Raw genomic sequence first — 13,719 nt, 5'->3', positions numbered from 1 at the left:
CAACCGAATCGGAAACCGCCTCCCATGAACCTCACCGAATCCCTGCTGCTGGCCCTCAAGGCGCACGGCGCACGCCAGATCTTTGGCATCCCCGGCGACTTCGCCCTGCCCTACTTTCGCATCATCGAAGAATCCAAAATCCTGCCGCTCTACACGCTGTCGCATGAGCCGGCGGTGGGCTTTGCCGCCGATGCCTCGGCCCGCATCAACTGCAGCCTGGGGGTGGCCGCCGTCACCTATGGCGCCGGCGCGCTGAACATGATCAATTCGGTGGCCGCCGCTTTTGCCGAGAAGTCGCCGCTGGTGGTGTTGTCCGGCGGCCCCGGCAAAGGCGAGTCGCGCTCCGGATTGCTGCTGCACCATCAGGCCAAGACACTCGATTCGCAATTCCAGATCTTCAAGGAAATCACCTGCGACCAGGTGCGCCTGGATGACGCCGAGCGCGCACCGGCCGATATTGCCCGCGTGCTGGCCAACTGCTTGCGCCGCTCCGAGCCGGTCTACATCGAAATCCCGCGCGACATGGTGGCCCTGCCCTGTGCGCCGGTGCTGCCGGAAGTGGCGCCGGCGCCGGACCAGGACGCGCTCAATGCCTGTGTCGACGAGATTCTGGAGCGCCTGTCCCAGGCCAAGGCGCCGGTCCTGATGGCCGGCGTTGAAGTTCGCCGCTATGGCCTGGAAGCCAAAGTGGCCCAGTTGTCGCGCCGCTTCGGCATGCCGGTGGTCACCAGTTTCATGGGGCGCGGTCTGCTGTCCGACCAGAACGCTCCGCTGGTCGGCACCTACATGGGCGTCGCCGGCTTCCCCGAGGTAACGCAACTGGTGGAAGGGTCGGACGGCTTGTTCCTGCTCGGCGAGATCATTTGCGACACCAATTTCGCGGTATCGGAAACCAAGATCGACATGCGCAAGACGATACAGGCGCTCGATGGCCAGGTCACCATCGGTTACCACACCTATGCCCAGTTGCCGCTGCCGGCGCTGGTCGAGCGCATGCTGGAGAGGCTCTCCCCCGAGGAAAAGTCTTTTTCGATCAAACGCCAGTCCTTTCCGCACGCTCTGCGGGCCGACGCCCTGGCGATTGCGCCAACCGACATCGCCACCGCGGTCAACGACTTGATGGCGGCCCACGGCAAGATGCCCATCGCCTCCGACATGGGCGACTGCCTGTTCACCGCCATGGAGATCGAGCACACGGCATTGGTGGCGCCGGGCTATTACGCGACCATGGGCTTCGGCGTGCCGGCCGGGCTGGGCCTGCAGGCCGCCACCGGCCAGCGGCCGCTGATTCTGGTCGGCGACGGCGCTTTTCAGATGACCGGCTGGGAGTTGGGCAATTGCCAACGTTACGGCTGGGACCCGATCGTGCTGCTGTTCAACAACGCCAGTTGGGAGATGCTGCGCACCTTCCAGCCCGAGTCCTCGTTCAATGACCTGGGTCATTGGGGTTTTGCCGAAATGGCAGCCGGCTTGGGCGGCGACGGTGTGCGCGTCAACACGCGGAGCGAACTGAAGGCGGCACTGGACCGGGCGGTGGCAACGCGCGGACGCTTCCAGTTGATCGACATCACAATCGGGCGTGGTGTGCTGTCGGATACGCTGGCGCGCTTTGTCGCCGGTGTGAAACGGCTCAATGCCGTCAAATGAAACGCGGGCGGCAGCTCCGTTGCCAAGTATGATGAAACACTTGCTGGTCAACCAAACTCGAAACCCTCTGACATGCTGGACAACCTGCCTTCCTTCTTTCTGCATTGGGGCATCACCGCCGTCTCCCTGTGGCTCGCCAGCCACCTGTTTCAGGGCATCCGCTTCGCCGACACCTCGTCGCTGGTCGTCTCGGCGCTGCTGCTGGGTTTTGCCAATGCCATCGTCAAGCCGCTACTGATTCTCCTGACCCTGCCCTTGACCGTTCTGACCTTCGGCCTGTTCCTGCTGGTGATCAATGCCTTGATGATCTTGCTGGTCTCCTCCCTGGTCAGAGGCTTCCAGGTAACAAGCTTCTGGACCGCTTTTTTTGCCAGTATTTTCATTTCGCTGCTGAGCTTCCTGATCGGCCTGTTTGTCGGTGACGGCAGTCCCTCGCAAACCATTCAGATGCCCCACAGCGGCCTGTGGCTGTAGGGTGTCAGGGAGGACGGAGTCACGCCATGAGCCTTGCCCATTTGTTGCTGCGCCAGGCACGCCAGCAGCCTGAGCGGGAAGCGATCTACCACGGAACGGCGCTGCACGCCACGGCCGGTCAATGGGCGGCGCGCAGTGCCGCTCTGGCGCAGCACCTGCAGGAAGCCGGCTTGCAGCCGGGCGAGCGGGTGCTGCTGTTCATGCGCAACCACCCGCGTTATCTGGAAATCCTGTGGGCCGCCTGGTGGGCCGGTTTGGTGGTGGTGCCGGTGAATGCCAAGCTGCATCGCCGGGAAGTGGAATGGATTATCCAGAACGCCGGCGCGCGCTGGGGTTTTGTGACGGCTGATGTGGCGCCCCAGCCCCTGGCCGGTCTGGCGCGGCAAATTGACATCGAAAGCGCGGCAGCCGACGACTTACTGTCGCCGCTGAGCGACGCCTGGGCAGTGCCGATCACGGCACGCGCGCCGCAGGACCTGGCCTGGCTGTTTTACACCAGCGGCACCACCGGACGACCGAAGGGCGTGATGCTGACCCAGCGCAACCTCATGACCATGGGTTTGACTTATTTTGTCGACGTCGACGCCGTACAGCCAGAGGACGCCATGGTGTATGGCGCCCCGATGTCGCACGGCGCCGGTCTGTACGCCCTACCGCATTTGATGGCCGGTGCCCGGCATGTGGTGCCGGCCTCCGGCGCGGTCGACCCGGCCGAGCTGTTCGAGCTGGGCCGCGCCCTCGGGCCGCTCTCCACTTTTGCGGCGCCCACCATCGTCAAGCGCCTGGTCGATCACGCCGAGGCCAGCGACCTCACCGCGCAGGATTGCGCCGCCAGTTTCAAGACCATCGTCTATGGCGGCGCACCGATGTACCTGGCCGACATGCAACGCGCGCTGCGGGTCATGGGGCCGCGCTTTGTGCAAATCTACGGCCAGGGCGAAACTCCCATGGTGGCAACCGCCTTGTCGCGCCGGCATCTGGCCGACAGCACGCACCCCAGGTACCTGGAGCGCATGGCGTCGGTGGGCCTGGCCCAGACGCCGGTGCGGGTCCGCGTCAGCGACGAACGGGACCTTGATCTGCCTGTGGGTGAAGTGGGCGAAGTGCTGGTGCAGGGCGACAGCGTCATGGCCGGCTACTGGGATAACCCGCAGGCCAGCGCCGCGGCGCTGCGGGACGGCTGGCTTTACACCGGCGATGTGGGCTGCCTGGACGCCGATGGATTCCTGACCCTGAAGGACCGCAGCAAGGATCTGATCATCAGTGGCGGCTCCAATATCTATCCGCGCGAAGTGGAGGAAGCGCTGCTGAGCGCCCCCGGCGTGGCCGAGGTGGCGGTGGTCGGCTCCCCTGACCCGGAGTGGGGCGAAGTGGTGGTGGCCTTTGTGGTCGCGCAACGCAACGCCACCCTGGCGACTGGCGAGCTGGACCTGCACTGTCTGGCGCAGATTGCGCGCTTCAAGCGTCCCAAACGCTATGTGCTGCTGGACGAGTTGCCCAAGAACAACTACGGCAAGGTGCTCAAGACCGAGTTGCGGCAACGCCTGCGCGATGAGGCGGTCTTGTCCGGCGACCTGGGCACAGACGGCGGGACAGCGGCCAAGTGACTTTCCTTCTGATCGTCCTGCTGGCCGTTGCTGCCATTGCCATCCGCTACTTGCTGAAGAAACCCAGCGCCGGCGCCGGCCCAGCGAAATCACTGGCAGCGCCGCCGGCCGACCTGCACACCAGAGCGCAAGCGCCAGCGCCTGCCGCAACCCCGGTTGCTGCCGCGCCAGCGCTGCCGGCCGAGATACCGACCGAGCTGGCGGGATGGCGCTTCATCGACCGGGACGAACTGGCGGAGGAACGCCGGTGGGCACTGCAAGCCGAACTCCGCAACATTCCCCGGCCGCCGTTGTCCCTGCACAAACTGCTATCCCCGGAACTGCTGGACAGCGCCACCTCGGTCGAAATCAACGACCTGATCCTGGGCGAGGCACTGATCGCGGCCAAGGTCCTGGCGCGCGTCAATTCTCCGTTCTACGGCTTGCGCCGGCCGGTGCTCAGCATCGGGCAGGCGGTCACCTTCCTGGGCCTGAACGCGGTGCGCAGCATCAGCCTGCAGTACCTGCTGGATCAATCGTTCCAGGCCAGCAGCCCCGAGCACAAAAAGGTTTTCGACACGGTCCTGAGTGCTAGTGCATTGGCCGGCGAACTGTGTTTGAAGCTGGCCCAGCGCCTCGACTGGCCGGAGCAGGGTTCCCTGGTGACGCAGGTGGTGCTGTCGTTCCTCGGTCAACTGGCGACGGCTTCCCTGATGCCGGCCGAGCGCAGTGTCTGGATTGCAGAAAATGGCCTGCTCGAAAGAGCCCGCGCGGAGCAAGCCCAATTGGGGCTGGCTGCCGGCGAAATCGGCAGCCTGCTGATGCAGGAATGGGGCTTGCCGGGGAGCCTGATCGAGCAGGTCAGGGAAATCGACCGCGTCCTGCTGACGCCACCCGCCCTGACGGCGCCCCAGCGCCGCAGCCGTCTGGCCTTGTGCTATCTGTGCGCCCGCCTGGGTGAAAGACTGGCGCTTGGCAGTCTGAGCGATCTCTGCGCTTTCGATCCGGCCGCCGATTCGAGCGCCGAGTTGTTCTACCTGCGCAGCTATCTGGTCTTGCCCGAACTGGCGCGGCTGATCGAGTTTCTGCACGCGCCGGAATTGGGCAAAAGCATCCAGCAAATGCGTCTGGCGATGCGCCCGCGGGGCTAGTTCGTAAGCCAAATATTGACCGTCGCCACCTGGAACGAATCGTAGGTGGATGTTGCGACAAAGGTCATGGGAATCGAAGACTGCAACGGGTAGGTGGCGTAAGTGTCCAAGGCCACGGTGGACGAGTTCAAGGTGGTTGCGGTGATGTCCGCGCCGGCGTAGTACATCTGCACGCCGCCACTGATCGCGCTGCCACCGACGTAGAGGGTCCACACCACCGGCTCGCCCGCATCCAGACGCACCGACTGTCCGACATGGATGGCAAGGTCGGTCGAACCGCCGGGAGCGACGGAGGTGTCACCCATGAACAGACCACCCACTGTGACGCCAATGTTGAAATTTCCGGACGGACCGGCATTGCCGCCGCCACCGCAGGCGCTCAAAACGAGCGCCGCCGCGAGCGCCGTGCCGGCCATCCAGAGTCGATGCTTGCCAATGCGGCTCGGCTCCCGGTTTTGGTTTTGGTTTTGGTTTTGGGTTGTTTTATTTGGACTTATCAACATGGATGCCTTTCGTTATTCCAACAGGTATCAAACGTTCGACGCATGTTTCCGACGACACTCAAGATGTGAGAAATGGAAACAGTGCGTTGATCAGCATGACGACCAAGAGATCGGTCCACTGGCGCCGACCGATCGGATTTTTGAGCATCTAGCCCGAACAGACTGTTCGGTAGACAACATAGGAGCCATGTTTCTGGAGCGCCGCTACGCCAGTGGCAGTGCGGCATTTCCGGCCCGCCACCCCGGGCCGGTGGAAATCAACCCGCCACCCAGGCGCACTCGCAGGTGAAGTGGCGCAGGTATTGGGGCTGCTTGGTGATTCTCACGCCGCGGATGCTGGCGGCTTTTTGCTTGACCTCGTCAATCACCTCGGCCGCGTAGTCGAAGTGCGACTGGGTGTACATGCGCCGGGGAAAGGCCAGCCGAACCAGTTCCATGCTGTGGTAGGTTTCAGTGCCATCGGCCAGCCGTTTGCCGAACATCACCGAGCCGATCTCGACCCCGCGGATGCCGCCTTCCAGGTACAGCGCATTGCACAAGGCCCAGGCCGGGTAATGCTGTACCGGCATATTGGGCAGTACCGTCCTGGCATCGATGTAGACGGCATGGCCACCGGTCGGTTTGACGAAGCCGACGCCGGACGCTTCCAGTCGCTCGCCCAGGTATTCGGCGGTGCGCAGGCGGTAGCGCAGGTAGTCTTCCTGCATGCCCTCCTCCAGTCCCACTGCCAGCGCCTCCAGATCGCGCCCGGCCAGGCCGCCGTAGGTGGGAAAGCCTTCGGTCATGATCAATACGTTGCGCACCGCGTCCATCCACTCCTCGCTGCGCAGCACGATAAAGCCGCCGATGTTGACCATGCCGTCCTTCTTGGCGCTCATGGTGCAGCCGTCGCAGTAGGAGAACATCTCCTGCACTATTGATTTGATCGGCGTGTTCTCATAACCGGGTTCGCGCATCTTGATGAACATGGCGTTTTCGGCGAAGCGGCAAACGTCCATGATGAAGGGCTTGCCATGGTGCTTGAGCAGTGCCGCATAGGCCCGGATGTTGGCCATGGAGACCGGCTGGCCGCCACCGGTGTTGTTGGTCACCGTGAGCATGCCAAACGGAATGCGCTCGCCCTGGGTTTTCAACAAGGCCTCGACGCGCTGCAAGTCGATATTGCCCTTGAACGGGTAGATCAGGGCCGGCTGCAAGCCTTCGGCAATCACCAGATCGACCGCCTCGACGCCAATGTATTCGAGATTCGCGCGAGTGGTGTCGAAGTGCGAGTTGTTGGGTACCAGGTCGCCCTTCTTGCAGACCGCGGTGAACAACACCTTCTCGGCCGCGCGCCCCTGGTGCGTCGGAACGAAATGCTTCATACCGGTGATGTTCTGGATGACGGCTTCCAGTCGATAGAAACTGCGCGCTCCGGCGTAGCTCTCATCGCCTTCCATGATGGCGCCCCATTGTTTGGAGGACATGGCGCCGGTGCCGGAGTCGGTCAGCCAGTCGATCAGCACATCCTCGGCGCGCAGCTTGAAGACATTGAGTTTGGCGGCCTCCAATAGTTGCTCACGCTCGGCGCGGGTGGTCATGCGGATCGGCTCTATGCTTTTGATGCGAAACGGTTCAATCAGGGTTTTAGGCATGGCAATAGGGTGGAAGTTGTAGAAGTGGGCGTGAAGGTAGCACCGCCCAAATCAGCGTGGTGTCGGGTATTGCCAACAGATCGAAAATATTTTGCCCGTGCCACGATAATCGAACAGTCCACGCCCGATTCCAGCGGGCGGACAGTTAAATTTCAGGAGAAAAAAATGGCAAAAGGTCAACAAAACAGCAACAAGATGGTCAAGAAACCGAAAAAGGACAGCGCTCCGCCGAAGGCGGTGTCGCCCGATGCCGTACGCCCCACCATCACCACCGTGGTGCCGGTGCGCGGCAAGGCGAAGAATGCCCCCAACAAGGGCTAGCCACCACGTTTGATCCCATGCAGTCGCACGACGCAGCGGGTGAACTCCCGCTGCTGTACGTGGACGATGCCCTGCTGGTGCTCGACAAGCCGGCCGGACTGCTGGCGGTGCCTGGTCGCGGTGCCGACAAACAGGACTGCCTGAGTGCGCGGGCGCAGCGCCATTACCCCGACGCGCTAGTCGTGCACCGACTCGACATGGCCACCTCGGGTGTGATGCTGCTGGCGCGCGGCGCCGCCGCGCAACGCGCGCTGAACCAGGCCTTCGCCAACCGCAGCGTTGGCAAACGCTACCTTGCCGTGGTCGACGGACAACTGCCAGCGCCGCCTGAAGGCTGGGGCGAGATCAGGTTTCCGATCCGCGTCGACTGGCCGAATCGACCACGCCGTGTGATCGACCCTCAGTTTGGCAAACCCAGTCTGACGCGCTGGCGCGTGCTGTCCTACAACGCCGCACAGCAAACGACCCGGCTGGAGCTTGAACCGCTGACCGGACGCTCGCATCAATTGCGCGTGCACCTGCAGGCGCTGGGGCATGCCATCGTCGGCGACGCCCTGTACGGCTGCCCCAGAATTCAGGCGCTGGCGCAGCGTTTGCTGCTGCACGCCTGCTCACTGGAATTGCGTCATCCGGTGAACGATCAGGCCATGCGGTTTGTCAGCGCCGCAAGCTTTTGACGCCGCTGTCCCACAAGGTGTACTACTCAACGCGCGTAATGGAGGTCGGCTTGAAGCCCAGATCGGCCGCCTTGCCTTTGCGGGCACGGGCCGCCCGGGCGTTGTTCAAGCTGCGAATCTCCAGCGTTTCCTCGCGCGCTTTGCCACCGCGCCCAATGCCTTCGATCTTCACGCTGCGGGTGTAGGCTGCCGCACCGGCCAGCGTGTCCTTGTCCTCCAGGGCAATCAGCATCAGACCCCGGCCACCATTGCTCAAAGTCTTCAGATCCTTGATCTCGAAGGTCAAAATGCGGCCGCCGGTGGAGGCACAGGCCACATGGGTCGCCGGCAACAGCGCTACTGCACCTGAGCCACCGGCCACCGGCGACGGACGGCACAGCACCTCGCCCGCGTTGCAGCTGACGAACGCCTTGCCGGCCTTCAGCCTGGAAGTCATGTTCTCGATCGACGCGATAAAGCCGTAGCCGCCCGAACTGCTGAGCAGCAGAGTCGCGCCAGCCGGGCCGGCGAAGTAATAGCACAACTGCGTGCCGGATTCGAGCTCCAGCAGGCTGGTGATGGGCTGGCCGTCGCCGCGGGCGCCCGGCAACATAGACACGGCGACCGAGTAAATGCGTCCGTTGTTGCCGAACGCCAGCAGCGTGTCCAGCGTGCGGCACTCGAAGCTGCCGTACAAGGCATCGCCGGCCTTGAAGGCGAAGTTGGCGGCGTCATGACCATGGCCTTTTTGCACCCGCACCCAGCCTTTTTCGCTGACCACCACGGTCACCGGCTCGTCCACCACCTTGACCTCCAGCACCGCTTTTTTCTCGGCCTGGATCAGGCTGCGCCGGGCATCGGCAAAGGTTTTGGCATCAAGCTCGATTTCCCGGATCATGAGCCGGCGCAGCGTTGCCGGGCTGGCCAGGATTTCTTCCAGTTTCTTCTGCTCGTCACGCAGCGTGCTGAGCTCCTGCTCGATCTTGATGGCCTCCAGCCGAGCCAACTGGCGCAGGCGAATTTCCAGGATATCGTCGGCCTGCCGCTGCGACAGATTGAAGCGCTCCATCAGCGCTGAGCGGGGCTCGTCGGACTGGCGAATGATGGCGATCACCTCGTCGATATTGAGCAGCACCAGTTGCCGGCCTTCGAGGATGTGGATGCGCTCCAGCACCTTGGCCAGCCGGTGCTGCGAGCGCCGCTCCACGGTGCGCTGGCGGAACTCGATCCACTCGGTCAGCATCTGGCGCAAGGACTTCTGGGTCGGCCGGCCATCCAGCCCGACCATGGTCAGGTTGACCGGCGACGAGGTCTCCAGGCTGGTGTGGGCCAGCAAGGTGGTGATCAGCTCCTGCTGTCCGATGCGGCTGGTCTTGGGTTCGCACACCAGGCGCACGGCGGCCTCCTTGCTGGATTCGTCGCGCACCACGTCCAGCACCGACAGCAGCGCCGCCTTGAGCTGGTTCTGCTCCAGCGACAAGGCTTTTTTGCCGGCCTTGATTTTGGGGTTGGTCAACTCCTCGATTTCTTCCAGCACGCGCTGGGTGCTGACGCCGGGCGGCAGCTCGGTCACCACCAGTTGCCACTGGCCGCGCGCCAGTTCCTCGATCTTCCAGCGTGCCCGCACCTTGAGCGAGCCGCGTCCCGTGCGGTAGGCCTCGGCAATGTCGGCAGCGCTGCTGGTGATCTGCCCGCCGCCCGGATAGTCGGGGCCCGGAATCAGCGCCAGCAGCTCTTCATGGTTGAGCTTGGGGTTCTTGATCAGCGCCACGCAGGCATCGGCCACCTCGCGCAGGTTGTGGCTGGGGATTTCGGTCGCCAGGCCCACCGCGATGCCGCTGGCGCCATTGAGCAGGGCGAACGGCAGGCGTGCCGGCAACTGGCTGGGCTCCTCGGTGGAGCCGTCGTAGTTGGGTGCGAAGTCGACCGTGCCTTCGTCGATCTCGTCGAGCAGCAGGCTGGTGATTTTGGCCAGCCGTGCCTCGGTGTAGCGCATGGCGGCGGCACCGTCGCCGTCGCGCGAACCGAAGTTGCCCTGGCCGTCGATCAGCGGATAGCGCTGTGAAAAGTCTTGCGCCATGCGCACCAGCGCGTCGTACGCGGCCTGGTCGCCGTGCGGATGAAAACGGCCCAGCACGTCGCCAACAACCCGGGCGCACTTGACCGGCTTGGCGCCGCTGTTGCCGTTGGCGCCGCCGAAACCCAGGCCCATGCGCGACATGGCGTACAGGATGCGCCGCTGCACCGGCTTCTGGCCGTCGCAGACATCCGGCAAGGCACGTCCCTTGACCACGCTCAGGGCGTATTCCAGGTAGGCGCGCTGGGCGTAGCTGGCCAAGTTGAGCTGGCTGTCGTCCTCGGCCGGGGCCGGGACCAGATCAAGAATTGTGGGGTCGTTCATGGGAGAAAACACTCGTTTCGATAACGCTGCGGCGAGGCCCAATGGGGTGACTTCCTCATGCTGGAGTACCAGAAATCGTCAGCCACCCCATTGGACCTCACCTTCAACTTTGTCATAGGGATTTGATGGCTACACGTCGATTTCAACCGAATCCCCATGCAACTCCATCAGCTCGCGCCGCGCCGCGGCCTCGCCCTTGCCCATCAGCTTGGTGATCAGGGACTCGGTCTGCCCGAAGTCCATGCTGCCCAGGTGCACCGGCAGCAGGCGCCGGGTATCGGGATTGAGCGTGGTCTCCCAGAGCTGGGTGGCGTTCATTTCGCCCAGACCCTTGAAGCGGCTGATGCTCCAGGCCGACTCGCGCACACCCTCCTTGCGCAGCTTGTCCAGAATCGCCGTCAACTCGCCCTCGTCCAGCGCGTAGGCCTTGGAGGCCGGCTTCTTGCCGCGCGCCGGCGCGTCGACCCGGAACAGCGGCGGACGGGCCACGAACACATGGCCTTTCTCGATCAGCTTGGGGAAATGGCGGAAGAACAGGGTCAGCAGCAAGACCTGGATGTGCGAGCCGTCGACGTCGGCGTCCGACAGGATGCAGACCTTGCCGTAACGCAGCCCGCTCAAGTCGGGGTGGTCGTCGGGACCGTGCGGGTCAACGCCGATGGCCACCGCGATGTCGTGAATTTCGGTGTTGGCAAACAGGCGGTCGCGCTCCACCTCCCAGGTGTTGAGCACCTTGCCGCGCAGCGGCAAAATGGCCTGGCTCTCCTTGTCGCGCCCCATCTTGGCGCTGCCGCCGGCCGAGTCGCCCTCCACCAGGAACACTTCGTTGTGCGCCAGGTCGCGGCTCTCGCAATCGGTCAGCTTGCCGGGCAGCACGGCCACGCCGGAGCCCTTGCGCTTTTCGACTTTCTGGCCCGCCTTCTGCCGCGCCTGCGCCGCCTTGATCGCCAGCTCGGCCAGCTTCCTGCCGTATTCGACGTCCTGGTTCAGCCACAGTTCCAGACTCGGACGAACAAAGCTGGAGACCAGGCGCACGGCATCGCGCGAGTTCAGACGTTCCTTGATCTGGCCCTGAAACTGCGGGTCCAGCACTTTGGCCGACAGCACATAGCTGGCGCGCGCGAAGACGTCCTCCGGCAACAGCTTGACGCCCTTGGGCAGCAGCGAATGCAGCTCGATGAAACTCTTGACCGCCGTGAACAAGCCGTCGCGCAAGCCGCTTTCGTGGGTGCCGCCATCGTGGGTGGGGATCAGGTTGACATAGCTTTCGCGCACCGGCTGGCCGTCCTCCGTGAAGGCGACGCACCAGCTGGCGCCCTCGCCCTCGGCAAAATTGTCGCTCTGGGCATCGGCAAAACCTTCACTCTCGAACACCGGGATCACCAGTTCGCCGGTCAGCGTCTGCATCAGGTAGTCGCGCAGGCCGCCCTTGAAGACCCAGCTCTGCGTCTCCCTGGTCTTCTCATTCACCAGGGTGACGTTGACGCCCGGCATCAGCACCGCCTTGCTGCGCAGCAGATGGGCCAGTTGCGCCAGCGGCAGCGCGGTGGTCTCGAAGTATTTGGCATCCGGCCAGACGCGCACGCTGGTGCCGGATTTGCGGTCGCCCTCGCCCTGCTTGCGCAATTGCAGCGGCTCGACCACCTCGCCGCCGGCAAACACCAGGCGCGCCACCATGCCCTCGCGGTAGGTGGTCACCTCCAGCCGGGTCGCCAGCGCGTTGGTCACACTGACGCCCACGCCATGCAGGCCGCCGGAAAAGCTGTAGGCGCCGCCCTTGCCCTTGTCGAACTTGCCGCCGGCATGCAGCCGCGTGTACACCAGCTCGATCACCGGTGCGTTTTCTTCCGGATGCAGGCCGAACGGAATGCCGCGCCCGTCGTCCTCGATGCTGACCGAGCCGTCGGCGTGCAGCACCAGTTTGATTTTCTTGCCATACCCTGCCAGCGCCTCGTCGGCCGCGTTGTCCAGCGCCTCCTGGATCACGTGCAGCGGGGTGTCGGTGCGGGTGTACATGCCCGGCCGCTGCTTGACCGGCTCCAGGCCCTTGAGCACGCGGATCGAGGCTTCTGAATATTCGTTGCTTGGTTTGACTGCCATAGGGCGCGCATTGTAGTCTGTAATTGAACTTTTGCTGTATAAAACTACAGCCAATTACAAACCCAGTGTCGAAGCCGGAAAGCCCGGCGCGCTGTTGCGGATCACCTCGTCCAGAAATTCCTTGAGTTGCACGCCGCGCTCATGGTCGTAGCCGCAAATGCCCGTGCTGCGTTGCGGATCGAGCCGGTGCATGAACCAGCCGGCGCTCCAGATGGCACTGGGAAAATCGGCCGGCACCGCGACCCGGGAAACCCTGCCCTCGACGATGTGGTCCCAGGTCTTGCGCCAGGCGACAAAACGCGGGTGCAGTCGCAACACCTCGTCGTAACGGGTCGCCAGCATCACCAGGCGCCGACCGGACGTCGACCAGGCCTGCAGCGATTCGATCACCGAGCGTTCGCGCAAAGGCCAGTCGGCAAAACTGGCATCGCTTAAAATAAGCTCGCGCCAGCCTTCCTGGGCCGCTCTGCCAAGCGCGTCGCGCACCAGTCGGGCAAAGGCTTCACGGCCGGAAAAACGGCCGCTGGCCAAGGGATCGGCGGGTAATGGGTTTGTCATAAAAGTCCTGATCAGTCCCGCCATATTATTCTTATTCACTCTCTAAGCAGCAACAATTCTCCAATGGAAATCAAACAACAATGTGTGGTCGCGCTGACCTGGACGCTCACAGACACTTTGGGTGAGGAACTTGACGTGCTCGACGATCCGGTTGAATTTCTGGTCGGTGGCGACGATCTGTTCAAGACCATCGAGGAGGCGCTGCAAGGTTATGAAGCGGGCGCGACGATCGAACTGCAAATCGAACCGGAACAAGGGTTTGGCGATTTCAACGACCAGTTGGTGTTCCTGGAGTCGCGCCAACTGTTTCCCGCGGAACTGGAAGAAGGCATGACCTTCGAGGGTGCCTCACTGCCCGCCGGCTGCAACCCGGAGGCGCCCAAGGACGCCTTGTACACCGTCACCGATATCTACCCGGAGCATGTGGTGCTGGATGGCAATCACCCGCTGGCCGGCATCGCCTTGCGCCTGCGCCTGAAAGTGCAAGCGGTTCGGGAGGCCACCGAAGAAGAGATTGGACGTGGCTCGGCCGGAACCGGTTTTTTCAAGGTCCAGCCCCTGCACGCAACGACCCCTGGCAACCGCACTCTGCACTGAGTCACTGATAGAGATCCGGCTGCCACTGGTGGCCCAAGGCAGGGAACCCCGTGGAACCGGCTTCGCCGGGCCACTGGGGTTGTCCCCCTGG

At 63.5% G+C, this 13,719-nt stretch carries 12 protein-coding genes; 7 read left to right on the top strand and 5 right to left on the bottom strand.

The window, feature by feature from the left end:
• Positions 1-24: 24 nt before the first annotated feature.
• From ipdC to PHS32_RS09640, 4 genes are all read left to right on the top strand, one after another.
• Entirely contained in the window at positions 25-1,647 is a 1,623-nt protein-coding gene (gene ipdC / locus PHS32_RS09655) for an indolepyruvate/phenylpyruvate decarboxylase (RefSeq protein WP_301078726.1), read from the top strand.
• A 72-nt stretch (positions 1,648-1,719) separates the two neighbouring features.
• Complete coding sequence (locus PHS32_RS09650; protein ID WP_301078725.1) at positions 1,720-2,121, top strand: phage holin family protein; 402 nt, start codon at positions 1,720-1,722, stop codon at positions 2,119-2,121.
• A gap of 26 nt (positions 2,122-2,147) precedes the next feature.
• Positions 2,148-3,728, top strand: coding sequence for an AMP-binding protein (locus PHS32_RS09645; protein WP_301078724.1), 1,581 nt, complete (start codon positions 2,148-2,150; stop codon positions 3,726-3,728).
• On the top strand, positions 3,725-4,858 hold the full coding sequence (locus PHS32_RS09640) for an HDOD domain-containing protein (protein ID WP_301078723.1): 1,134 nt from the start codon (positions 3,725-3,727) through the stop codon (positions 4,856-4,858). Before PHS32_RS09645 ends, PHS32_RS09640 begins: the two co-directional genes overlap by 4 nt.
• On the opposite strand, the gene PHS32_RS09635 is transcribed toward PHS32_RS09640, so the two are convergent.
• A complete protein-coding gene (locus PHS32_RS09635) occupies positions 4,855-5,361 on the bottom strand; it encodes a hypothetical protein (protein ID WP_301078722.1) in 507 nt (168 codons plus the stop codon). The genes PHS32_RS09640 and PHS32_RS09635 overlap by 4 nt on opposite strands.
• A 257-nt stretch (positions 5,362-5,618) precedes the next feature.
• Positions 5,619-6,995, bottom strand: a complete 1,377-nt coding sequence (locus PHS32_RS09630) for a tryptophanase (protein ID WP_301078721.1) — start codon at positions 6,993-6,995, stop codon at positions 5,619-5,621.
• Between the two features lie 165 nt (positions 6,996-7,160).
• Between PHS32_RS09630 and PHS32_RS09625 the strand changes: the two genes are divergently transcribed.
• Together PHS32_RS09625 and PHS32_RS09620 are read left to right on the top strand one after the other, a co-directional pair.
• Positions 7,161-7,316 (top strand): hypothetical protein, encoded by a 156-nt coding sequence (locus PHS32_RS09625; protein ID WP_301078720.1) that lies wholly within the window; start codon positions 7,161-7,163, stop codon positions 7,314-7,316.
• A gap of 17 nt (positions 7,317-7,333) precedes the next feature.
• Complete coding sequence (locus tag PHS32_RS09620; protein ID WP_301078719.1) at positions 7,334-7,993, top strand: RluA family pseudouridine synthase; 660 nt, start codon at positions 7,334-7,336, stop codon at positions 7,991-7,993.
• A gap of 22 nt (positions 7,994-8,015) precedes the next feature.
• On the opposite strand, the gene parC is transcribed toward PHS32_RS09620, so the two are convergent.
• The 3 genes from parC to PHS32_RS09605 all read right to left on the bottom strand — a co-directional run bounded on the left by parC (position 8,016) and on the right by PHS32_RS09605 (position 13,031).
• Complete coding sequence (gene parC / locus PHS32_RS09615; RefSeq protein ID WP_301078718.1) at positions 8,016-10,373, bottom strand: DNA topoisomerase IV subunit A; 2,358 nt, start codon at positions 10,371-10,373, stop codon at positions 8,016-8,018.
• A 129-nt stretch (positions 10,374-10,502) separates the two neighbouring features.
• Positions 10,503-12,473 carry a DNA topoisomerase IV subunit B gene (locus PHS32_RS09610; protein ID WP_301078717.1) on the bottom strand — a complete coding sequence of 657 codons (1,971 nt, stop codon included), beginning with the start codon at positions 12,471-12,473 and terminating at the stop codon, positions 10,503-10,505.
• A 54-nt stretch (positions 12,474-12,527) separates the two neighbouring features.
• A complete protein-coding gene (locus PHS32_RS09605) occupies positions 12,528-13,031 on the bottom strand; it encodes a hypothetical protein (RefSeq protein WP_301078716.1) in 504 nt (167 codons plus the stop codon).
• Between the two features lie 63 nt (positions 13,032-13,094).
• On the opposite strand from PHS32_RS09605, the gene PHS32_RS09600 reads away from it, so the two are divergent.
• Positions 13,095-13,628, top strand: a complete 534-nt coding sequence (locus tag PHS32_RS09600; RefSeq protein WP_301078715.1) for an FKBP-type peptidyl-prolyl cis-trans isomerase — start codon at positions 13,095-13,097, stop codon at positions 13,626-13,628.
• The last annotated feature ends 91 nt before the right edge of the window (positions 13,629-13,719 follow it).

Origin of the sequence: Rhodoferax sp. (assembly GCF_028714215.1) — a bacterium.
Lineage (GTDB): Bacteria > Pseudomonadota > Gammaproteobacteria > Burkholderiales > Burkholderiaceae_C > Rhodoferax.
The sequence above is the reverse complement of the archived record's forward strand: the minus strand, read 5'-3'. Positions and strand labels throughout refer to the sequence as shown.

Coding starts and splice junctions, on each gene's coding strand:
- PHS32_RS09645 (WP_301078724.1), top strand. CDS start 2,148: ATGAGCCTTGCCCATTTGTTGCTGCGCCAGGCACGCCAGCAGCCTGAG.
- parC (WP_301078718.1), bottom strand. CDS start 10,373: ATGAACGACCCCACAATTCTTGATCTGGTCCCGGCCCCGGCCGAGGAC.
- PHS32_RS09650 (WP_301078725.1), top strand. CDS start 1,720: ATGCTGGACAACCTGCCTTCCTTCTTTCTGCATTGGGGCATCACCGCC.
- PHS32_RS09635 (WP_301078722.1), bottom strand. CDS start 5,361: ATGTTGATAAGTCCAAATAAAACAACCCAAAACCAAAACCAAAACCAA.
- PHS32_RS09605 (WP_301078716.1), bottom strand. CDS start 13,031: ATGACAAACCCATTACCCGCCGATCCCTTGGCCAGCGGCCGTTTTTCC.
- PHS32_RS09600 (WP_301078715.1), top strand. CDS start 13,095: ATGGAAATCAAACAACAATGTGTGGTCGCGCTGACCTGGACGCTCACA.
- PHS32_RS09610 (WP_301078717.1), bottom strand. CDS start 12,473: ATGGCAGTCAAACCAAGCAACGAATATTCAGAAGCCTCGATCCGCGTG.
- PHS32_RS09625 (WP_301078720.1), top strand. CDS start 7,161: ATGGCAAAAGGTCAACAAAACAGCAACAAGATGGTCAAGAAACCGAAA.
- PHS32_RS09620 (WP_301078719.1), top strand. CDS start 7,334: ATGCAGTCGCACGACGCAGCGGGTGAACTCCCGCTGCTGTACGTGGAC.
- ipdC (WP_301078726.1), top strand. CDS start 25: ATGAACCTCACCGAATCCCTGCTGCTGGCCCTCAAGGCGCACGGCGCA.
- PHS32_RS09630 (WP_301078721.1), bottom strand. CDS start 6,995: ATGCCTAAAACCCTGATTGAACCGTTTCGCATCAAAAGCATAGAGCCG.